This window comes from Thalassospira sp. CA1, from assembly GCF_059052855.1.
In genome coordinates, this window is record NZ_JBZCIA010000004.1 from 311,574 (window position 1) to 331,662 (window position 20,089).

Here is a 20,089-nt window from a genome sequence, read left to right on the forward strand (position 1 = left end):
GATTAGCCCGCAAGCCAGTCGACCACCGGCTTCCATGTGGATTTTTCCGCACGCGATCCGACCATCATGCCGATATGCCCGGCAGAGGGATGAAGTTCGGTGCGGAGATCTTCGGGGCAGGCATCAAAGAGAGCCTGCGCGCTTTCGGGTGGGACGATGCGGTCATTTTCCGGGATCACGGCCAGCACCGGACAGGACAAATCCGCCGGGTTGATATCAATGCCGTCAATCTGCCACTGGCCCTTGGCCGGGCGGTTTTCAACATACCAGCCAATCAGGCAATCGACCGCGACCCGACGCGGCAATGGCACGCCATCATTCAGCCAATCTTCGAGGGCGACAAAATCCTGTGCCTTGGTTGAATCCATTGCCATGGCCTGAAAACGCCGGAATTTCTCACCCATCATGAAGGGATCGAGGCTGGCAAACAGGCTTTGCAGCACATCGACCGGAAGCGTGTCATGGATCGCCAGCATTTGCGGCAAAGAGGGCGCAAAGGCCGCAGCAATGCGTGACTGGGTGGGACCAGCGGCCATGAAGTCCCATGGGGTTGCCAGCAGGACAAGCTTTGACACCTGTGCCGGATCGAGAAGCGTTGCCGCAAGGGCGACCACACCGCCCATGCAATAGCCCACCACCGGCACCGGCCCGCCATTGATATCGGCGACGTCCTGAAGGATGGTGACCAGACGGCCAGCGACATAATCATCAAGGCCAAAGTTGGCTTCATCCATGCCGGGATAACCCCACTCGACCAGAAGCGGGCGATAGCCGCATTTGGCGAGATAGCGCGCAAAGCTTCGCTTTTCATTGAGATCAAGGATATAGCCGCGATTGACCAGCGACGGCACAAGCAGGACGACTTCGCCGGTTTTCGCCGCCTTGTTGTCAGACGTCGCGCCATAGTCATATACCCGCGTCGAACCCTCTTCCCAGACGGTCGGGATATCTTTGCGGTCCTGATCGCGCGGGCGGCGATAGGGATGGCGTTGATAGGCGCGCACCCCGTCATGGAACCCGGCATGGCGATCAAAGGCGACCCGGTCAAGCGCCTGGGCGACATCATCAGGGTGATAGGCTTCAAGCTCAGCCAGAAGACTTTCCGCCTGATCCTTCAGTTCCGGCTTCCAGGGCAGCAATTGTTTCAGAAAGATCGGCAATGCGGCGCGCGAGCTGAGCCAGCTCGTCATCTCGACTGCCAGATGCATTGGAAGCGGTCTTGGCCCCGCCCGCCTCTGATTTTCGCGTTTTGGCGGAAGCGGTTTTTGTTTTGGCGGACTGATCATTCTTCCCCTGCCCCTTTGCAGCATTTTTTGCAGCACGTTTGGTTTTGGAAGTCTTGTTGGTTTCATCGGCGGCGGATGGTTGCGCGCTGTCTTTATCGGATGTCTGTCCATCCGCATTACCGGCAGCATTACCAGCAGCATCCGGCTTGGCTTTTGAAGTGTCTGGTTTGGGCGTCATCCCGGCCATACCGGCCATCGCCGACATATCGGGCGCAAACGGCATGCCTGCAAACGGGGATGCCGGCAGTTCGCGTGCGGCCTTGGCCATCTGATCCATCATCGCCTGCAACGGGTTGGCGGCCGCCATGGCATCGCCCATCGGGTTATTGATTGGATTTCCGGGCCCGGCGGCCGGATGTTGGCCCATCGCCATTTGACCGATCAGCTTGCCCCAGGCTTCAAAGCCTTCGCCCATGCGGGTGGTATCGGCACCAAGGGATGCGTAAAGACGTCCGATGGCACTGGCGGCATGGGCGCCATCAGCCGTTGCGGCGACCTGTTGGCGCCAGAGTTCAAGAAACTGCCGGGCAAGTTGGTCAAGCCGTTCGTCATCGGCGTCTGACGATGAAGCCCCTGTGGTTTGTGATTGGTCGGGGTCGTTCGTAGCCTTGGCCATCGGCGATACCCTTATTGTTCCCAGTATTGTTCAGATGCGACGCATATCTGTTGGTAACCACTATAGGAGGTTGAGGGGCGCGGGAAAACGAATTCCCGTGCTGTGGCGCAACAAACCGTATCCAAAGTTGTTTTTCGCACTGCACTTCGCGTTGAATACTGGACACATTGGAAAATTCGCGGCACTCTCACAGTCTTCTGAGCGAATGCAAAATCGAAAATGCTGCGCAACATCGTAAACGCAACAATGTGAATTGCCGGGGCGCAAAGCAGGTGGAACGACACCACCAGAAGGTTCGCCAGACATACGTCCGGGAAACAGGGAAGCAGGAAAGACGCCATGACCAACAAGAAATCAGATGATCAGGACCGCATCGTTATCAAGAAATATGCGAACCGCCGCCTCTATAACACGGCGACCAGTTCCTATGTGACGCTTGATCACCTTTCGCAGATGGTCAAAGACAATACCGACTTTGTTGTCTATGACGCGAAATCGGGTGAAGACATCACCCGTCCGGTCCTTACCCAGATTATTGTCGAGGAAGAAAACAAGGGGCAGAACCTTCTGCCGATCAGCTTCCTGCGCCAATTGATCGGTTTTTATGGCGACAGCCTTCAGGGGCTGGTGCCGAGCTACCTTGAGCAGGCAATGCGCGCCTTTGGCCATAATCAGGAACAGATGCGCGAATATATGCAGGGCACCATGCAGGGCATGTTCCCGTTTGGCCAGTTCGAGGAAATGAACAAACAGAACATCGCGCTGTTTGAACAGACGATGAAAATGTTCTCGCCCTTCATGCAGGATGAAAATGGTGAGCCGACCGGCGAAGGCCCGAAAAAGCCAACAGCACCCGGTGCTGCGAAATCCGATGCTTCGCTTGATGAGCTGAAAAGCCAGCTTGAAGCCATGCAGGCGCAGCTTAACAACCTTGCCGGTGGCAAATCCGGCAAATAAGGCCCCCGGCCCGCATCCCGGGCACTGAGATCAAAAAGGCGAAGCTGCCATAGCGCACTTCGCCTTTTTTCATGCCCGCATCAGATGTTTGGGCCAAGAGCGTGTTGCATCAAATTTGCTTCACTTTGTTTGTTTTTGGCGTGTCGTTTGGCAAGACACAGCGTGCAGAGCGATGCGGCGCATCGGTCAAACGGTGTAACGCCGCGAAACGCCGCCAAAAACAAACCCTGTGGGCCGGGATATTCTTCGGCCCCGCAGCGTCAAGGTCCTTGACCGTAGCCCCGCTACGCGCAGCGGACCTTTCCTTGCCGGACAGAAGGATGTCCTCGGCAAAGTGAGGCAAATTTGATGCAACACGCTCTAGCGGCAAACAATGCCCGTCGAACGCCCAAGCCGTCCGGCACCAATCCTGCATAAATTTTTCGTTAACACTTTCAGAACGCCCGGCACCGCCGAAAGGCGGCAATTTTTGCCGGGTGAATGCCATGACCACGCACCAAAACCCACGGAGTCCCGAAATACACAGGCAACAATGACCCAATAAACCGAAAAACACATGACCGCGATCACACCGATTTCCATGCTCCCGGCCCGCAGGACCGAAACTGCGAGCAGTGGAACCGATGGTCCTGCCGGGATCGGGATCGAGCAACTGGCGCAATTTTCACCTGTGGAAAAAATTGCGCAGGGTGGTGGCGCGTGGCTGCAACCCCATGATCTTGTGGGCAGTGCAGCATTCTGGACCCAGCTTCTGGGTCAGATCCTACCTCAGGAAAACCTTTTGCAACCGCCGGTCATTCAGTCTGCGCATGCCAGCTATGCGCTCCATCACAAACCAGACAGCGTAGAAACGAACGTCTTTTTTTCGCCTTCTGCACTAGACAAAGACAGCTCGATTGACCTATATAGCTAGCTTCTGGCGGAAAGCTGTAATGATTATCTGACCAATGTTCAGGTACAGGTCATCAAAATCGCAGTGCCTGAAAGGTGCCGCGATGGGTGTGACATATCGGGAAAAACAACGAACCCGACAGCATCCGAAGTGGGGAATAATAACTGGCGGTTGATAACGGATTATAAAATGACTGAGAATGCTCAAAACGAAGAACCGAAACGCGCAAACCGCGCCACAGACACTGACCGTTATGTTGGTCAGCGCATCCGCGAACGTCGCATCATGCTGGGCCTTTCCCAGCAGCAAATGGCGGATCTGATTGGCGTTACCTATCAGCAGGCTCACAAATACGAGCGCGGCATTAACCGCATCTCTGCTGGTCGCCTTTATGAGATCTCCCAGGTCCTGGGCGTTCCGGTAAGCTATTTCTATGAAGGCCTGGAAGGCAATCAGGAAACCGAGCTCAATGCGCGTCAGCGTATGTGCCTGGAACTTGCGCGTAACTTCGCAAGCATCAAGCACGAGAAGCATCAGGAAGCACTGAGCCAGATGGCTCGCGCTCTTGCCGATCAGGCTGCTTAAGTCCGCATATCCGGACCATAGTGCCACCGCAAAAAAGGCTGTCCTCTGCATTCCGGAGGCCAGCCTTTTTTATGACCGGTTCGCAGATGCAAAAAAAAAGGGACGCGAACGTCCCCTTCGTATTTTCTGGAATTGTGCAGGGTTTGTGCCTAGCCCTCGACCAGCACCAGATCATCGGAATGAATGATGGCATTGCCGCGTGTGAAGCCCAGGGTTGCTTCGATATCGGCCGATGCATGCCCCATCAGAAGCCGGGTTTCTTCCGCGCCATAGGATGTGATGCCGCGCGCGATCTGCGCCCCGTCAGGCCCCAGTACCCGCACAGCATCGCCATGCTTGAACCGGCCATCGACGCCGGTTATTCCGGCCGCCAGAAGGTTCTTGCCAGCCGCCAGCGCCTTGGCCGCCCCGGCATCGACAATGATGGCTCCTGACGCCTTGAGCGAGGTTGCAATCCAGTGACGACGTGCCGCCAGCGGACTTTCGCTCGGCAGGAAGACGGTATTGGGGGCGCCTTCAAGCTGGGCTTTCAGCGGATGATAGATGGTGCCACGCGCGATGATCATGCGACACCCGGCCTTCATGGCGATTTCGGCGGCCTGAAGTTTGGTCACCATCCCGCCGGAGCTGTACATGGTTGGCGCAACACCGGCCATACTGAAAATCTCTGGCGTCAGTTCGCGGACTTCGGGGATCAATTCGGCATCCGGATTCTTGCGCGGATCGGCGGTATAGAGACCATCAATGTCAGAAAGCAGAACCAGCGTATCGGCCGAAATCATGTGCGCGACCTTGGCACCCAGACGATCATTATCGCCAAAGCGGATTTCCTCGGTCGCAACGGTATCGTTTTCATTGATCAGCGGAATGGCGCCATGGCCAAGCAGGGCATTCAGCGTCCCACGGGCATTCAGGTAGCGACGACGGCCTTCCATGTCCTCAAGTGTGACCAGCACCTGCGCCATGGTCAGGCCATTTCGACCAAGCGCCTCCTGCCAGACCTGTGACAGGCTGATTTGGCCGGTGGCGGCGGCGGCCTGCTTGTCGGCGAGACTGATCGTGCGGTGATCAAGGCCAAGCAACCGACGACCAAGCGCGATCGCACCGCTGGAGACCACAATCACCTCGACCCCGCGTTCGCGCAGAAGGGCGATATCATCGGCCAATGCTTCAAGCCAGGCACGACGCAGCTTGCCGGTATTTTCATCAACCAGCAGGGCCGAGCCCACCTTGATGATCAGGCGTTTTGCATCCGCCAGGGCATTGCTTGTCACGGCTGGAAGCCCTCTTCTTCGCGGCCTTCCCTCGCCCGGCGTTCACGTTCGCCTTCGATATAGGCGCGGATTTCGCGATGGATTTCCTTGAGCCCCTGCTGGGTCACTCCGGACACGATATAGACCTTTTTGCCGATACCCTTTTCAAGGATCTGGCGCTGCTCCTCGACCATTTCAGGCAAGAGCTGATCAGCCTTGGACAGGACGACGATTTCGGGCTTTTCGACGAGTTCTTCGGCGTAGCCTTCAAGCTCTTCACGCACCGTCTTATAGGTTGCGACCGGATCTTCTTCGGCGCAATCAATCAGGTGGACCAGAACTTCGCAGCGTTCGATATGGCCAAGGAAACGGGTGCCGATGCCCTTGCCTTCGGATGCGCCTTCGATCAGGCCGGGAATGTCGGCCAGAACAAATTCATGATCATCGATATTCACCACGCCCAGCTGCGGATGCAAGGTTGTGAAGGGATAATCGGCGATTTTCGGACGCGCATGCGAGGATGCAGCAAGGAAGGTAGATTTACCGGCATTCGGCAAGCCCACAAGACCGGCATCGGCGATCAGCTTCAGGCGCAGCCACACCCACATTTCTTCTGCCGGCCAGCCTTCTTCGGCACGACGCGGTGCCTGGTTGGTGGAGGATTTGAAATGCGTGTTGCCACGGCCGCCATCGCCACCCCGGCAGAGCAGATAGGTCTGACCCGGTTCGATCATATCGACAATCAGGGTTTCGCGATCTTCGGCCAAGACTTGCGTTCCGACCGGGACCTTAATCGTGATGGATTTGCCGGACCGGCCGGTACGCTGCCGACCCATGCCATGCATGCCGACTTCGGCCTTGAAGTGCTGCTGATAACGGAAATCAATCAGGGTGTTGAGGTTCTCGACCGCCTCGAGGATGATATCGCCACCGCGGCCGCCATCGCCGCCGTCCGGCCCGCCATACTCGATATATTTTTCACGGCGGAAGCTGACCGAACCGGCACCGCCGCGGCCACTGCGCACATAAATCTTGGCTTCATCGAGAAACTTCATAACCGGTCCTTCGGGCGCACCCGTTTATCACTTTATATTGGCTCCCCGGTGCGCGAGGGACGCGCAGCGACGGGGTCCGAAATTCTATATCACATAAAACAAGGGAGGAATGATTGCTCATTCCTCCCTCCAGGGTCAGTTCCCATCAATTTCATGCAATTCTGTTTCAGACAAAGTGTTCAAGCGAAGTGGGCGATTGCGACGAACAGGTTGGAACCTTTTCAAGCGGTCGACTATTTCGATTGTGCGCTTTGCCTGAAACCCTGCGGGCGCGGTCATAAAAGACCTCTGAGTACGTCACGCCTGCTTGAATGCTGAAAAGCGTTCTGCGCAGCCGACTTCTTCTCAGATGTCTTTATGACTGCGCAGAATGGATGAGATTGATGGGAACTGACCCTAATCTTGCTACGTATCGCGCAGCCGACGGGAGGCTTACGCCTCGGCCGGAACGACGGTTACGTAGGTACGACCCTTGAAACCCGACTTGAACTGGACAGAACCGTTCACAGTCGCAAACAGGGTGTGGTCTTTGGCGAGGCCAACATTGTCACCGGCATGGAACTTGGTGCCACGCTGACGAACGAGAATGTTGCCTGCAACAACTGCCTGACCACCGAATTTTTTAACGCCGAGACGGCGACCTTCGGAGTCACGACCGTTGCGCGAACTACCACCAGCTTTCTTATGAGCCATGAAACTCTCCTAAAACTGCATCTCAACCTGATAAATCAGGCCTTGATGTCCTTGATGCGCAGAACAGTCAGGTTCTGGCGATGACCATTTTTACGACGGTAGTTATGCCGGCGCTTTTTCTTGAAAACGATCACCTTGTCGCCCTTGGCCTGCTCGAGAACTTCTGCGGTAACAGAAGCACCTTTGACCAACGGAGCACCAACCTTCGGCGCACCGTCGCCAGCAACCATGAGAACTTCTTCAAGTTTCACGGTATCACCGGCCTGGGCAGCGATCTTTTCGACTTTGATAACGTCGTTGGCAGCAACTTTATACTGTTTGCCGCCAGTTTTGATGATTGCGTACATCTAAAAGTTCCTGAAAAACATTCTGGAAACACAAACGCGCAGCTCGGTGCCGCTGCTAACAGATACCGAACCGCTGCGAAGAACGGGTGAATTACCGCTTTTGCCCCAAAGAGTCAACCACAGAGTGACCTTTTACGCCGCCGGGGACGGCATGGCAAAGCCGCAGATTTGCGCGAACCTACACGCCTTGCGAACCGGGGCAAACAGCGCGCCCCAAAAGCCCATGCAAAAGAGTCCGTGAAATTTGAGATTTCCCTCTTGCAATCTGGCGCTCATCCCGGTAAACACCGCCTCGAACGCCAAGACCACACATGCGGAGAGGTGCCGGAGTGGTCGAACGGGGCGGTCTCGAAAACCGTTGTACTAGCAATAGTACCGTGGGTTCGAATCCCACCCTCTCCGCCATTCAGCGAATGTACTCGCTCTCCAGCCGTTTATAGCGCACGAGTTCGCTGCGCGAAACACCTAACTCCCTCCCGGAGCAATAAGCAAGAGTTAGAAAACCCGAATGCTAGTAGCATATCTCGAGTTGCAAATTATTCTTGACGAATGCTATAGCCGCTGGGTTGAATCGTTTACCAGCCATAACATAAACGACCCACCCAGAAGAAGAACATAACGTGAACTATTCCGTTTAAATTCACACACTTTGTAGAAGCGAACTCAGAAGAATGAAAAAACTACTGATCAATAAACTCAATGATAAGTCAGCAAAGATTGGTGTATTTGGACTTGGTTACGTGGGACTTCCCTTGGTGCTTCGTTACTCTCAAATTGGATTTAAGGTAATAGGTTTTGACGTAGACTCGGAGAAAGTCAGAAAACTCAATAAAAATGAGAGCTACATTGAACATATTGAATCAAAAAAAATTTCTGACGCATCTTTAAATGGATTTGAGGCTACGGAAGATTTCTCAAGAGCAGATGAAGTGGATGCTCTTATTCTTTGCGTACCCACTCCATTGAACAAATACCGCGAGCCTGACTTAAGTTTTGTTACCAACACTACTGACATGATCGTTCCTTATTTGCGTGCTGGGCAAGTTCTCTCACTCGAGAGCACAACTTACCCAGGCACGACAGAGGAGGAATTGGTGCCACGTGTGACATCCAGAGGCTTATCAGTTGGGATCGATTTCTTCGTGGTTTATTCCCCCGAACGAGAAGACCCTGGGAACTCACAGTTCGAAACTAAGACCATCCCCAAAGTAGTTGGAGGGCACACGGTCTCATGCTTGGAAGTGGGAAAAGCACTGTACCAACCAGCAATAGACAAAATCGTGCCCGTATCTTCCACCAAAGCTGCTGAAATGACCAAGCTGCTCGAAAACATTCATCGAGCTGTCAATATCGGGCTCGTCAACGAAATGAAAATAGTGGCAGATCGGATGGGGATTGACATACATGAGGTAATAAGAGCTGCTTCAACAAAACCATTTGGTTTCACACCGTATTATCCAGGCCCTGGACTCGGCGGTCATTGCATTCCAATTGACCCCTTCTACCTGACGTGGAAGGCAAGAGAATATGATCTGAACACCAGATTTATCGAACTTGCCGGTGAAGTGAACACGAGCATGCCACGTTGGGTTGTAAGCAAGACCATGGACGCGCTCAACGAGCGCGGAAAGTCTCTTAAAGGTGCAAAGATTCTTGTGCTTGGCATTGCTTACAAGAAGAACGTGGATGATATGCGCGAATCCCCAGCCGTTGTTATTATGGAGCTTCTACAAGAGAAAGGAGCGGATATCGAATACTCAGACCCTCACGTTCCTTCCTTCCCGCATATGCGGGAGCATAATTTTGATCTGAGTAGCGTTGCTTTATCCCCTGAAATTATTTCTAGTTACGATGCACTCATTCTCACAACGGACCATCACAAGTTCGATTATCCCATGCTCCAAGAGAATGCGAAACTTATCGTGGACACCCGCGGAATCTATCTAGAACCTTGCGAAAATGTAGTGAAAGCTTGAGTATGCTCCCTGTCATAAATGAGAGAAAAATTCGGACCGCAGTCGTTGGATGCGGCCGTATTTCCCGAAATCATTTCGGCTCAATCGAGAAATATCCGAATGACATAGAGTTGATCGCTATTTGTGACAGTGACCCCGTTGTCTTGCATCAACAGGCTGAAAAACTGGGTGTCCCTGCATATAGCTCGATGGAAGAGCTGCTTACGGGAGAGGAAATCGACCTGGTGGTGCTTTGCACCCCGAGTGGAGTTCACGCTGACCAGGCCGAACTGGCAGCTAAATTTGGCGTGAACGTCATGACTGAAAAGCCGATGGCAACACGTTGGCAAGATGGTGTTCGCATGGTTCGAGCATGCGACAACGCAAATGTTCACCTATTTGTCGTAAAGCAAAACCGTCTAAACACTACTTTACAACTCCTCAAACGGGCTGTTGATAAAAAGCGGTTTGGAAAAATTCACATGGTACATCTGAATGTATTCTGGACCCGCCCCCAATCTTATTACGATCAAGGTAAATGGCGTGGTACTTGGGAGTTCGACGGCGGAGCATTTATGAACCAGGCAAGCCACTACGTGGATTTGCTTGATTGGCTGATTGGTCCCGTCGACAAGGTCCAAGCCATGATGAGCACCACTCGCGACATCGAAGTCGAGGATACAGGGGTCTTGAACGTAAAATGGCGAAATGGTGCACTAGGATCTATGAGCGTAACAATGCTCACCTATCCGGAGAACCTAGAAGGAAGTATTACAATTCTAGGTGAAAAAGGATCTGTGCGCGTCGGCGGCGTAGCGGTAAACGATATCCAACTTTGGAAATTTGACGAACCAGAGGACTGTGACAAGGATATCCAACAAGCAAATTATGAGACAACCTCAGTTTACGGCTTTGGGCACCCTTCATACTATAAAAACGTCATTGAAACACTTAGAGGAGAGGCCGAAGCTGAGACAGATGGACGAGAAGGCCTGAAATCTCTAGAACTTCTCATCGCTGCATATCTTTCGGCACGTGACGGAAAGACAATATCTTTGCCGCTGGAATACTGAAATGAATACTCAAATACACTCAACAGCTATCGTAGATCACGGCGCACAGATCGGTGACGGTAGTAGAGTTTGGCATTGGACTCACGTGTGTAGCGGCGCAAAAATTGGGTGTGAGACATCTCTTGGGCAGAATGTCTTTGTAGGTAACAATGTTGCAATCGGGGATAATTGCAAAATCCAGAATAATGTTAGCATCTATGACAATGTCTTTATCGAAAATGATGTCTTTTGCGGCCCAAGCATGGTTTTCACAAATGTTTACAACCCACGGGCACAAATTAATCGAAAAGACCAGTACCTCAGCACTTTAGTAAAGAAAGGCGCTACGCTTGGCGCTAACTGCACAATCGTTTGCGGGATCACAATAGGTGAGCACGCATTTGTGGCAGCAGGTGCAGTAGTAAACAAAGATGTACCGCCCTATGCTCTTATGGTCGGGGTCCCTGCTCGGCAAATAGGCTGGATGAGCCAGTATGGCGAACAAATCCCATTACCTCTTGAAGGTGAAGGGACCTTTAAATGTCCTCACATGAACCTAGAGTACAAACTGACAGGATCCGAATTGAAAGCCTATGAAGTATGAGTATACGTTTTATTGATTTGCAAACGCAATATCATCAACTTCGCGATCAAATCGCAGACCGAATAAACTCTGTTCTGGAACACGGCCAGTACATAATGGGCCCAGAAGTATTGGAACTTGAGAACAAGTTAACTGCGTACTCTGGTGCAAAGCACTGTATTACGGTTGCCAGTGGTACAGAGGCATTGTTAATCAGCCTAATGGCGATAGGGGTTTGCCCGGGCGACGAGATTATCACTACGCCGTTCACGTTTGTCGCAACAGCAGAAACAATCGTTCTCCTAGGTGCAACACCCGTGTTTGTCGATATTGAGCCGGATACGTGCAACATGGATGCAGCTCTAATTGAAGACAAGATTACAGAAAAAACGAAAGCTATAATGCCGGTCAGCTTGTACGGGCAGCCATGTGACATGGATGCGATCAATGCCATTGCTGCGCGAAACGGCAACATCCCTGTTATTGAAGATGCAGCCCAAAGTTTTGGCTCGACTTACAAGGGTAAAAAAAGCTGCAATCTAAGTACAATTGGTTGCACAAGCTTCTTCCCAAGCAAACCTCTTGGGTGTTACGGAGATGGCGGAGCGATTTTCACGAACGACGACTCCATAGCTCAAGCCTGCCGTGAGATCCGTGTTCATGGACAAAGCAGACGCTATCATCACACACGTATTGGTGTCGGCGGTCGCATGGACACGTTGCAGTGTGCAATTGTGCTTGCAAAGCTGGAAAGATTTGAGTGGGAAGTCGACCGACGAATGGAGATTGGGAACAGATACAATTCTCTACTCGACTCAGCAAAAATCGACCGAGTGCAACAAAGATCGGGCCGGACCAGTGTCTTCGCACAGTACACCGTACTTTTAAAAGATCGTGAAGTCGCTCAGGAAAAGATGAATGGTCACGGCATCCCAACTGCAATCCACTACCCAGTACCTATAAACCAGCAACCTGCATATAGGCACCATGGTAATTCGACAGCTACACCTATGTCGGAACGGGCCTCTCTAGAAGTGCTGAGTCTTCCCATGGGCCCAGACCTAACAGAAAGTGATCAAATGTACATCGTTGAAAAACTTCAATTCAGGTAAGAAATTGAGCTCTTTAAAAAAGATTCTTGCGCTACTAACAACAAGTGAGCGTAGAAAAGCGCTCCTCCTTCTGGGGATGGTGTTTTTGATGGCATTAATAGATGCCATTGGCGTTGCATCAATTATGCCGTTTATTGCTGTGTTAGCAAACCCAAGCCTTGTGGAAACGAATAATATATTCTCATCCGTATATTCCTATTTTGAATTTTCTGATACGCAGTCTTTCCTTTTCTACTTAGGCGTTTTTGTTTTTGCACTTCTGATTATATCTCTCTCATTTAAATCCATAACAACTTACTTACAACTCCGCTTCACTTTAACAACAGAATACAGCTTAAGCAAAAGACTTGTTGAGGGATATTTACGACAACCTTACAGCTGGTTTCTACACCATCATAGTGCTGATTTGGGTAAAACTGTATTATCTGAGGTCAGCGATGTTATTAATTATGGCATGATGCCTCTGATGACATTTATTACTCAGGGGGTTCTCTCTGTATCATTACTTGCACTTTTGATGATTGTTGACCCTACAGTGTCAATTATTGCAGGGACGACTCTTGGACTGATCTATGGCCTAATATACATGCTCATAAATAACTTCTTGTCACGTATTGGATCAGAAAGAGTAGAGGCGAATAAGGCACGTTTCATGGTTTTGAATGAAGCGTTCAGCGCGATCAAAGAAGTAAAAATACGTAACTTGGAAAACACTTACACTCAGCGATTTTCCGTCCCGGCAAAGACTTACGCAGTCAACCAAGCTTCTGTTCAGATCATAGCTCAACTTCCGCGCTTTGTACTGGAAATGATAGCGTTTGGTGGAATGATTCTGCTGGTGCTAGCCCTAATGGCAAGGAGCGGCGATTTTCGTACTGCCATACCTTTAATCGCTCTTTATGCTTTTGCCGGGTATCGCCTGATGCCTGCACTGCAGCAGGTATACGGAAGCTTTTCCCAACTGCGCTTCTCTAGTCCAGCGATCGAACTGGTGCATCGTGAGCTAACGAGCTTAGTTAGCTCACCTCCTTCAGGAACCGACACGAGTTCATTCTGCCCAATTAACGACATTGAGTTGACCAATGTAAGCTACAGGTACCCAAAAGCAGGGCGCACCGCCCTTACCAACATTAACCTCAAGATTGTTGCAAATAGTATTGTAGGATTAGTTGGCACCACCGGCGGCGGAAAGACAACAACAATTGATATTATTCTTGGTCTACTTGAACCTCAAGAAGGCAGACTAAGTGTTAATGGCAAAGCTATAACTGATAACAACCGCCTACAGTGGCAAAAAAGTATTGGTTACGTACCCCAACAGATTTATCTCGCAGATGACACCATAAGTGCTAACATTGCTTTTGGCATTCCCGCCGCCAACGTAGACCACTCAAAAGTTGAGAGAGCGGCGAAAATTGCTAACTTGCATCAGTTTGTTACTGCCGAACTACCTGAGGGATATTCTACCTACGTGGGCGAGAGTGGTGTGCGCCTATCCGGTGGTCAGCGTCAGCGGATTGGGATTGCACGCGCACTTTACCACAACCCAAGAGTGTTGATCTTGGATGAAGCCACAAGTGCGTTAGATAATCTAACTGAACAGGCTGTAATGGAAGCAGTAAACAATCTCGGGCATGAGATCATAATCATTCTGATTGCACATAGGTTAACTACCGTTCGCGATTGCGACCAAATTTATCTTCTGGATAAAGGGCAAGTAAAAGCCCATGGTACGTACGATGACCTCATTCGACGCAGTGAGACCTTCCGCTCAATGGCGACTAAATAACCAGATTACCCGAACCAACGGCTAATATTATGCTTACAAACTCAACTATTCTTGTTACTGGCGGCACAGGTTCGTTTGGACACGCTTTCATCCCGATGACGTTAGCCAAATACAACCCCAAGAAGATCATTGTCCTCTCGCGTGATGAAATGAAACAGTGGGAGATGGCAAAATTATTCTCAAATGATCCGCGCATCCGTTTTTTCATCGGTGACGTTAGAGACAAGGATCGACTGTACAGAGCTCTGGATGGTGTGGATTTTGTAGTCCATGCTGCGGCAACAAAAATTGTTCCGACGGCCGAATACAACCCCTTTGAATGTATTAAAACTAACATTAACGGGGCGATGAACCTGATTGATGCGTGCATAGACCAAGGCGTGAAACGTGTCGTTGCACTGTCAACAGACAAAGCAAGTAGCCCAGTCAATCTGTATGGTGCAACCAAACTAGCATCAGACAAACTCTTTGTGGCAAGCAATAGCTCATACGCCTTAGGCCATAACACTAGCTTTTCAGTTGTTCGTTACGGAAATGTTATGGGCTCTCGCGGCTCAGTAATCCCATACTTCTTGTCCATCCGAGACTCTGGCGTATTACCGATCACTGACACCCGAATGACTCGTTTTATGATAACCTTGGAGCAGGGAGTTGAACTAGTATGGCATGCATTCGAAGATATGGTGGGCGGCGAAATCTACGTAAAAAAGATCCCTTCAATGACTATTGTCGACATTGCAAAAGCAGTAGCTCCTTCAGCGAAGCATGAGATTATCGGAATTCGCCCTGGTGAGAAATTGCATGAGCAAATGATCAGCTCGGAAGATTCACATTTCACTTATGAATACCCGGAGCACTACAAAATTCTTCCCCAAATCAATGATTGGGGAAATGATGCGAAACGCATAAAAGACGGTATAAAGGTTCCAGAAGACTTCATATATGCCAGCGACACAAATACCGAATGGATGAGCCAGCAGTCGCTAAAGTCTTGGGTGAATGACCATCACGACACCATTGGAAAGATCTAACTTCATGATCCCTTATGGCCGTCAGGATATTTCAGAAGAAGACATTAACGCTGTCGTGAACGTGCTGCGCTCTGACTGGCTGACGCAGGGGCCATGCGTACCGCGATTTGAAGCTGCTTTATCCGAATACACAGGCGCCGCACATGCAATTGCTGTAAACAGTGCAACCAGTGCACTCCATATCGCGTGCTTGGCCCTAGGAGTTGGGCCTGGCGATTGGGTGTGGACAAGCCCGAACACTTTTGTTGCAAGTGCAAACTGCGCAGAATACTGCGGAGCAAACGTCGACTTTGTCGATATAGACCCCGAAACCTACAATATGAGCGTCACCAAGCTAGAAGATAAGTTGAAACATGCTAGCAAAACAAACACTCTCCCCAAGGTAGTAATTCCCGTTCATTTTTCGGGACAATCTTGTGATATGGAAGCAATACATGAACTATCCCAAAAATACAGTTTTCGTATTATAGAGGACGCTTCCCACGCTATCGGTGGCCGATATAAAGGTGAACATGTCGGTTGTTGCAGATTCAGTGACATCTCCGTCTTTAGCTTTCACCCGGTAAAAATTATAACGACGGCAGAAGGCGGCGCCGCTCTAACAAACGACCCGCAATTAGCTTCACAATTGAACCTTTATCGTAGTCACGGAATAATTCGAGAAAACGCAAATAGAAGAACGGATGGTCCTTGGCAGTACAAGCAAATTACTCTTGGCTACAATTACCGAATGACAGACCTACAAGCCGCCTTAGGGATTAGCCAAGTTAACCGTCTGGATTATTATATAGACGTTCGAACAGCCCTTGCCAAACGTTACGATGAAAAGCTTGCTGGGACCAATTGGCGCTTACCAAAACAACAAATTTTTCAAACATCAGCACATCACCTTTACGTGCTCAGACTTCCAAATGATAATATCGAAGAGAAAGCGCAATGTTTTGCTTATCTTCACAACAATGGAATTGGAGTGAATGTTCATTACATTCCTGTTCACACGCAACCCTACTATAAAGAAAAGAGCATTAACTATGGGCAACTAAAAAATTCGGAACAGTACTATAAAAGTGCGATCACAATCCCGCTTTACCCAAGCCTTACTCATGATGAACAAGATTATATTATTCAACACTTAAAGCTGGCACTACAACTAAAAACAATGAATAAATAGATGATAATTATTCCCGCAAAATATTCGTCATCCCGCGCCCCACAGAAGAACTTCAGACCATTTTTCAATGGATTGTCACTTCTACAGATCTCAGTTATTAGAAGCGTAACTGCGAATATTGGACCGGTAGTGGTGAGCACTGAAAATATCGAGTTTGCGCGAGAGCAGATAACATCTTTGCCGATGGCAGTGAGAAAGAGCGTCTCTCTTCACAAGCGCCCTCTGTCATTGGCTCACGATCCTGCCACTATTCTAGACGTTCTTGTTGACTGCTTATTAACATACAACACGACTCTTCCTACTTATATTTCTGTTGTACTACCAACATCACCTTTCAACAGTGTAAGTTCGATACAGAACGCACATGAAAAGTTTATTAGCACCGCCAACGCAGAGAAACTAATTAGTGTATCACCATCTTCTAAACCGCCATACAATGCGTGGATTGATGCCCCTAGCACCGATCCCGACCGACTAGAACATGCGTTTCCCGACAGCCCATACGCTCTTAGACAATCCACATCATGCCCGATGACATACTTTTCTAACGGCTGTATTTCAATTTATTCTGTTGCCCCTCTACTAACGGACAAACAATTTAATTCAACAATTGGATACAAAATGCCAATTTTGTCTGGAATAGATATTGATTTTGAACATGAATTCGATATAGCTCGACTTTTATTTCCAGATTGGTCTGAAGATTTGAATCTATTCACCTCTTAGCCTCTTCCTCCCAACCCCTAGCTAATAACCCGATCACTTTTAAAGGACCTCGCAAATGAATGACCAAGAACTGTTTTGGATGGGAGAATTCGGGGATGAATATGCTGAGCGCAACAATGGCCTGGAACTCGTCGCCGCCAAGATTGATATGTTCAACAAGTCACTCAAATCAGCTGGCGAAATAAATACGATAATAGAGCTTGGAGCCAACAGAGGATTAAATGCTAATGCGCTAAAGAGCCTATTGCCCAACTCCAATTATACTGGTGTTGAAATTGGAGAAAAAGCGTTTTCATTGCTAAAACAAAACTTAAATGTGGACCAGTGTCACCATCGGTCAATACATGGTTTTACCGCAAATCAGCAGTATGATTTAGCGTTGATATCTGGCGTAATGATCCACTTGAATCCAGATACCCTTTCAAGTGTCTATAAACTTCTAGACACTCTCTCACAGCGATATGTTCTTATATCCGAGTATTACAACCCCACTCCAGTAGAAGTTACTTATCGCGGACACCAGGGGAAACTTTTCAAACGAGATTTTGCTAAGGAATTTATGGATCAAAGCGGAAGAAAACTAATTGACTACGGTTTTGTCTACCGTAACGATCCAAAGTATAAACATGATGACATGACATGGTTCCTTTTTGAGTAGTGCAATGATCTACCGGTGCTCAACATGCCTAAACCTCTCAACTCGGCCCAACTCTAATTTTGCTATAGGCGAACAGTGCGCTCCGTGTAGGTACTCTAAAAACACTGAAGGTACCGATTTTACGCAAAACCTTGATGCCTTTTGGAGTCATATACAATCACTCTATCCATCGCGAGATGTAATGTCTCTTCGATATGTCCTTGGTGTATCCGGAGGAAAGGATAGCTTGCGACAAGCTGAGTTCTGCCGGCAGGTACTCGGTATAGAGCCAGTACTAGTGAGCGTTGGCCTACCGCCATCTCAGACGAGCGAGACAGGAGTTTTGAATATTCAAAACCTATATGATCGCAACTATGAGGTTCTATTGGCCTACCCAGCTACAGAAACCCTAAAGCGACTAACCAAATATTGCTTCTTTACCCTTGGAAACCTCAAGGTCGCATCAGAAGTTGCACTATTTAACGGGGCCGCGCGAATGGCCGACTTTGCTTCGGCCGACGTTATACTGTGGGGTGAAAATCCGGCATACTCGGTTGGCGACACAGCTTCCGCCGGTCGATCCTATTTCGATGGCGCATCAATATACCAAATTAATACACTATCTCAGTGCAAACAATTACCAAAACAGACTGTTGCTCTTCACGATTTCTTCTATGGTATTGAAGATGGGCTACGCAAGATAGCTCCTAAAATTGTATTTATGGGAGGGATTATCCCCAGGTGGTCGAACCTCAGCAATGGCCTCTTCTCACTTCTAAGCGGCTTCAGCGCCAGAAATGAGACTGATGCTGACTACCTAAATATTAGCGCTGTTGATGAAGACTTCGTTTTAATAAACCAGTATATAAAATATTTGAAATTTGGTTTTGGTAGAACCACGGACATCCTTAATGAGATGATCAGGAGCAACACTATCTCCAGAAACGATGCTCTTGAATTACTACCAATACACGAACCTTATATTCCAACAAATGAAATACGCCGTTTTGCACACTTTATCGGGGTAGATGAGCATTCTGTATGGGTTGAAATCCTCAAAAACACAAATAACGATTTGTTTTTTACTCAAGGCTCCCCGCCAGTTGCAAAACCACTGTTAGCTCAAGCTCGATGAAAATACTAAATATCCCAGGAAACATCGGCGCATTGCGATCTTGGCTGAGTCAGTTTACAAGTATCGAGATGATGGATGCTAATCAAATCTCCCAACTTGGCGCTGGTGAGCTTCTTGTATTACCAGGTGGAAATGTTGGGGGATTTAGCAAGAGGATTTCGGATGCAATACGTGAATCAATCGACAGAGACTGTAGAATTTTAGCAGTATGCGGCAGCTTCCAGTCGCTGTTTACCGGCACCGAAGAAACCAACAATCAGTTTTGCCTACAACTTTTCTCTGGGTATACTACTAAATTACCGTCTCCTAGAATAGGTCCTGTCGAAGTTAAAAGCCCTTGGTTCAGCGGCTCACCCTACTTCAACCACAGCTACGCAGTTTCCGTGCCGGAAACAAGCAAAGAACTAATGCATTTTGCATTGGACGATTCCGGAATGTGCTGGGGTGTCAAAACCAGGCAAATTCTAGGTGTTCAGTTTCATCCCGAACTATCCCAAAATACTTTTGATATGGCGTTCACTGAATGGCTTCGAGACGACTAGCTAGTATTCTAATAATAGACGGCACTACCTGCATAAAAACAGGGGAGACAATATTACCGTTATGGAGACCACAACCCCATATCGATTATATGCTGGCGGGGACCTGCACAGATTTAATTTTAGCGAGTAACAATCCAAATACTTTGATTAATTTGGATATTGACTGCAGAATAAATATGATCGCAGCCCTCGGCTGGTCCGGCGTTACTCACATAGAACGGCTCTTCAACGCTGGATACTCTAAAGTATTCTTCGGAGGAGCACGAAGGGCGGCGCCGTCAGAGATAGAAGAGCAGATTTTTTGCGAAATGGTTGGTATTTATGGCGCCTCTAGTTTCGGTTATTCTATGCATCTTCCCTGTCCGGAACCATATATCCCAAGGCATCTGTCAGATAGCTTTAATGAGGTTCTAATTATCGATAGCGAGCTTCAACTGCTTCCTGATCCTGCTCGTACAGAGCATATTGCCTACAGCATATCCAGAAATATGTCCACCAAGGGCAAAGAAATAAACTTCTCTGCGCCGCACATCAATTATGAGCATTTTGAAAAATGTGTTAATTTTCCAGTAAACTATGTGAATTACTGCGAGCACGGAATTGCCAAGTACAGATGAACTACTGTCAGAAATGTATATTAACCAAAGACCACCCATTCGGAATATACAAGAG

22 protein-coding genes and 1 tRNA gene are annotated in these 20,089 nt (G+C 49.2%); 16 read left to right on the plus strand and 7 right to left on the minus strand.

Annotation, left to right across the window (positions count from 1 at the left end; all coding sequences use genetic code 11):
• Nucleotides 1-2 precede the first annotated feature (2 nt).
• Nucleotides 3-1,190: an alpha/beta fold hydrolase gene (locus tag AC5Q5A_RS10050; protein WP_081579273.1), complete on the minus strand. Its 1,188-nt coding sequence runs from the start codon at nt 1,188-1,190 to the stop codon at nt 3-5.
• Nucleotides 1,087-1,902, minus strand: a complete 816-nt coding sequence (locus tag AC5Q5A_RS10055) for a hypothetical protein (RefSeq protein WP_493895167.1) — start codon at nt 1,900-1,902, stop codon at nt 1,087-1,089. Before AC5Q5A_RS10055 ends, AC5Q5A_RS10050 begins: the two co-directional genes overlap by 104 nt.
• A 339-nt stretch (nt 1,903-2,241) precedes the next feature.
• On the opposite strand from AC5Q5A_RS10055, the gene phaR reads away from it, so the two are divergent.
• A complete protein-coding gene (gene phaR / locus AC5Q5A_RS10060; RefSeq protein WP_008889414.1) occupies nt 2,242-2,859 on the plus strand; it encodes a polyhydroxyalkanoate synthesis repressor PhaR in 618 nt (205 codons plus the stop codon).
• 109 nt (nt 2,860-2,968) lie between these two features.
• On the opposite strand, the gene AC5Q5A_RS10065 is transcribed toward phaR, so the two are convergent.
• Nucleotides 2,969-3,346: a hypothetical protein gene (locus AC5Q5A_RS10065; protein WP_493895168.1), complete on the minus strand. Its 378-nt coding sequence runs from the start codon at nt 3,344-3,346 to the stop codon at nt 2,969-2,971.
• Nucleotides 3,347-3,415: 69 nt separating this feature from the next.
• Between AC5Q5A_RS10065 and AC5Q5A_RS10070 the strand changes: the two genes are divergently transcribed.
• Together AC5Q5A_RS10070 and AC5Q5A_RS10075 are read left to right on the plus strand one after the other, a co-directional pair.
• Nucleotides 3,416-3,772 (plus strand): hypothetical protein, encoded by a 357-nt coding sequence (locus tag AC5Q5A_RS10070; RefSeq protein WP_493895169.1) that lies wholly within the window; start codon nt 3,416-3,418, stop codon nt 3,770-3,772.
• Between the two features lie 168 nt (nt 3,773-3,940).
• On the plus strand, nt 3,941-4,336 hold the full coding sequence (locus AC5Q5A_RS10075; protein ID WP_062956477.1) for a helix-turn-helix domain-containing protein: 396 nt from the start codon (nt 3,941-3,943) through the stop codon (nt 4,334-4,336).
• Nucleotides 4,337-4,485: 149 nt separating this feature from the next.
• Here the strand turns inward: AC5Q5A_RS10075 and proB are convergent, their stop codons facing one another.
• From proB to rplU, 4 genes are all read right to left on the minus strand, one after another.
• A complete protein-coding gene (proB, locus tag AC5Q5A_RS10080; protein ID WP_493895170.1) occupies nt 4,486-5,610 on the minus strand; it encodes a glutamate 5-kinase in 1,125 nt (374 codons plus the stop codon).
• Nucleotides 5,607-6,644 carry a GTPase ObgE gene (gene obgE / locus AC5Q5A_RS10085; RefSeq protein WP_493895171.1) on the minus strand — a complete coding sequence of 346 codons (1,038 nt, stop codon included), beginning with the start codon at nt 6,642-6,644 and terminating at the stop codon, nt 5,607-5,609. The genes proB and obgE overlap by 4 nt, the downstream gene beginning before the upstream one ends.
• A gap of 432 nt (nt 6,645-7,076) precedes the next feature.
• On the minus strand, nt 7,077-7,337 hold the full coding sequence (rpmA, locus tag AC5Q5A_RS10090; RefSeq protein ID WP_008889409.1) for a 50S ribosomal protein L27: 261 nt from the start codon (nt 7,335-7,337) through the stop codon (nt 7,077-7,079).
• A gap of 35 nt (nt 7,338-7,372) precedes the next feature.
• Entirely contained in the window at nt 7,373-7,684 is a 312-nt protein-coding gene (gene rplU / locus AC5Q5A_RS10095; RefSeq protein ID WP_008889408.1) for a 50S ribosomal protein L21, read from the minus strand.
• 315 nt (nt 7,685-7,999) lie between these two features.
• On the opposite strand from rplU, the gene AC5Q5A_RS10100 reads away from it, so the two are divergent.
• From AC5Q5A_RS10100 to AC5Q5A_RS10160, 13 genes are all read left to right on the plus strand, one after another.
• A tRNA-Ser gene (locus AC5Q5A_RS10100) sits at nt 8,000-8,089 on the plus strand.
• A gap of 266 nt (nt 8,090-8,355) precedes the next feature.
• Nucleotides 8,356-9,660 (plus strand): nucleotide sugar dehydrogenase, encoded by a 1,305-nt coding sequence (locus AC5Q5A_RS10105; protein WP_493895172.1) that lies wholly within the window; start codon nt 8,356-8,358, stop codon nt 9,658-9,660.
• Nucleotides 9,661-9,662: 2 nt separating this feature from the next.
• The gene (locus AC5Q5A_RS10110; RefSeq protein WP_493895173.1) at nt 9,663-10,712 is read left to right on the plus strand and encodes a Gfo/Idh/MocA family protein; all 1,050 of its coding nucleotides are present in this window, start codon (nt 9,663-9,665) and stop codon (nt 10,710-10,712) included.
• A 1-nt stretch (nt 10,713) separates the two neighbouring features.
• Nucleotides 10,714-11,295, plus strand: coding sequence for an acyltransferase (locus AC5Q5A_RS10115; protein ID WP_493895174.1), 582 nt, complete (start codon nt 10,714-10,716; stop codon nt 11,293-11,295).
• Nucleotides 11,292-12,386 (plus strand): DegT/DnrJ/EryC1/StrS family aminotransferase, encoded by a 1,095-nt coding sequence (locus tag AC5Q5A_RS10120; protein WP_493895175.1) that lies wholly within the window; start codon nt 11,292-11,294, stop codon nt 12,384-12,386. The genes AC5Q5A_RS10115 and AC5Q5A_RS10120 overlap by 4 nt, the downstream gene beginning before the upstream one ends.
• Nucleotides 12,364-14,175 carry an ABC transporter ATP-binding protein gene (locus AC5Q5A_RS10125; RefSeq protein WP_493895176.1) on the plus strand — a complete coding sequence of 604 codons (1,812 nt, stop codon included), beginning with the start codon at nt 12,364-12,366 and terminating at the stop codon, nt 14,173-14,175. The genes AC5Q5A_RS10120 and AC5Q5A_RS10125 overlap by 23 nt, the downstream gene beginning before the upstream one ends.
• Before the next feature lie 29 nt (nt 14,176-14,204).
• Nucleotides 14,205-15,206 (plus strand): UDP-N-acetylglucosamine 4,6-dehydratase (inverting), encoded by a 1,002-nt coding sequence (gene pseB, locus AC5Q5A_RS10130; RefSeq protein ID WP_493895177.1) that lies wholly within the window; start codon nt 14,205-14,207, stop codon nt 15,204-15,206.
• Nucleotides 15,175-16,377, plus strand: a complete 1,203-nt coding sequence (gene pseC, locus AC5Q5A_RS10135; protein WP_493895178.1) for a UDP-4-amino-4,6-dideoxy-N-acetyl-beta-L-altrosamine transaminase — start codon at nt 15,175-15,177, stop codon at nt 16,375-16,377. Before pseB ends, pseC begins: the two co-directional genes overlap by 32 nt.
• Nucleotides 16,378-17,103, plus strand: a complete 726-nt coding sequence (locus tag AC5Q5A_RS10140) for a cytidylyltransferase domain-containing protein (protein WP_493895179.1) — start codon at nt 16,378-16,380, stop codon at nt 17,101-17,103.
• 55 nt (nt 17,104-17,158) lie between these two features.
• A complete protein-coding gene (locus tag AC5Q5A_RS10145; RefSeq protein ID WP_493895180.1) occupies nt 17,159-17,761 on the plus strand; it encodes a pseudaminic acid biosynthesis-associated methylase in 603 nt (200 codons plus the stop codon).
• Between the two features lie 475 nt (nt 17,762-18,236).
• Nucleotides 18,237-18,875, plus strand: coding sequence for an adenine nucleotide alpha hydrolase family protein (locus AC5Q5A_RS10150; RefSeq protein WP_493895181.1), 639 nt, complete (start codon nt 18,237-18,239; stop codon nt 18,873-18,875).
• Entirely contained in the window at nt 18,872-19,417 is a 546-nt protein-coding gene (locus tag AC5Q5A_RS10155; protein WP_493895182.1) for a glutamine amidotransferase-related protein, read from the plus strand. Before AC5Q5A_RS10150 ends, AC5Q5A_RS10155 begins: the two co-directional genes overlap by 4 nt.
• A gap of 176 nt (nt 19,418-19,593) precedes the next feature.
• Nucleotides 19,594-20,034, plus strand: a complete 441-nt coding sequence (locus tag AC5Q5A_RS10160; RefSeq protein WP_493895183.1) for a hypothetical protein — start codon at nt 19,594-19,596, stop codon at nt 20,032-20,034.
• Nucleotides 20,035-20,089: the final 55 nt, after the last annotated feature.

Bases quoted from the DNA above. Each gene is read 5' to 3' on its own strand.
- AC5Q5A_RS10050 (WP_081579273.1), bottom strand. From the start codon at position 1,190: ATGACGAGCTGGCTCAGCTCGCGCGCCGCATTGCCGATCTTTCTGAAA.
- AC5Q5A_RS10055 (WP_493895167.1), bottom strand. From the start codon at position 1,902: ATGGCCAAGGCTACGAACGACCCCGACCAATCACAAACCACAGGGGCT.
- phaR (WP_008889414.1), top strand. From the start codon at position 2,242: ATGACCAACAAGAAATCAGATGATCAGGACCGCATCGTTATCAAGAAA.
- AC5Q5A_RS10065 (WP_493895168.1), bottom strand. From the start codon at position 3,346: ATGGCATTCACCCGGCAAAAATTGCCGCCTTTCGGCGGTGCCGGGCGT.
- AC5Q5A_RS10070 (WP_493895169.1), top strand. From the start codon at position 3,416: ATGACCGCGATCACACCGATTTCCATGCTCCCGGCCCGCAGGACCGAA.
- AC5Q5A_RS10075 (WP_062956477.1), top strand. From the start codon at position 3,941: ATGACTGAGAATGCTCAAAACGAAGAACCGAAACGCGCAAACCGCGCC.
- obgE (WP_493895171.1), bottom strand. From the start codon at position 6,644: ATGAAGTTTCTCGATGAAGCCAAGATTTATGTGCGCAGTGGCCGCGGC.
- rpmA (WP_008889409.1), bottom strand. From the start codon at position 7,337: ATGGCTCATAAGAAAGCTGGTGGTAGTTCGCGCAACGGTCGTGACTCC.
- rplU (WP_008889408.1), bottom strand. From the start codon at position 7,684: ATGTACGCAATCATCAAAACTGGCGGCAAACAGTATAAAGTTGCTGCC.
- AC5Q5A_RS10105 (WP_493895172.1), top strand. From the start codon at position 8,356: ATGAAAAAACTACTGATCAATAAACTCAATGATAAGTCAGCAAAGATT.
- AC5Q5A_RS10110 (WP_493895173.1), top strand. From the start codon at position 9,663: ATGCTCCCTGTCATAAATGAGAGAAAAATTCGGACCGCAGTCGTTGGA.
- AC5Q5A_RS10115 (WP_493895174.1), top strand. From the start codon at position 10,714: ATGAATACTCAAATACACTCAACAGCTATCGTAGATCACGGCGCACAG.
- AC5Q5A_RS10120 (WP_493895175.1), top strand. From the start codon at position 11,292: ATGAGTATACGTTTTATTGATTTGCAAACGCAATATCATCAACTTCGC.
- pseB (WP_493895177.1), top strand. From the start codon at position 14,205: ATGCTTACAAACTCAACTATTCTTGTTACTGGCGGCACAGGTTCGTTT.
- pseC (WP_493895178.1), top strand. From the start codon at position 15,175: ATGACCATCACGACACCATTGGAAAGATCTAACTTCATGATCCCTTAT.
- AC5Q5A_RS10140 (WP_493895179.1), top strand. From the start codon at position 16,378: ATGATAATTATTCCCGCAAAATATTCGTCATCCCGCGCCCCACAGAAG.
- AC5Q5A_RS10145 (WP_493895180.1), top strand. From the start codon at position 17,159: ATGAATGACCAAGAACTGTTTTGGATGGGAGAATTCGGGGATGAATAT.
- AC5Q5A_RS10150 (WP_493895181.1), top strand. From the start codon at position 18,237: ATGGCCGACTTTGCTTCGGCCGACGTTATACTGTGGGGTGAAAATCCG.
- AC5Q5A_RS10155 (WP_493895182.1), top strand. From the start codon at position 18,872: ATGAAAATACTAAATATCCCAGGAAACATCGGCGCATTGCGATCTTGG.
- AC5Q5A_RS10160 (WP_493895183.1), top strand. From the start codon at position 19,594: ATGATCGCAGCCCTCGGCTGGTCCGGCGTTACTCACATAGAACGGCTC.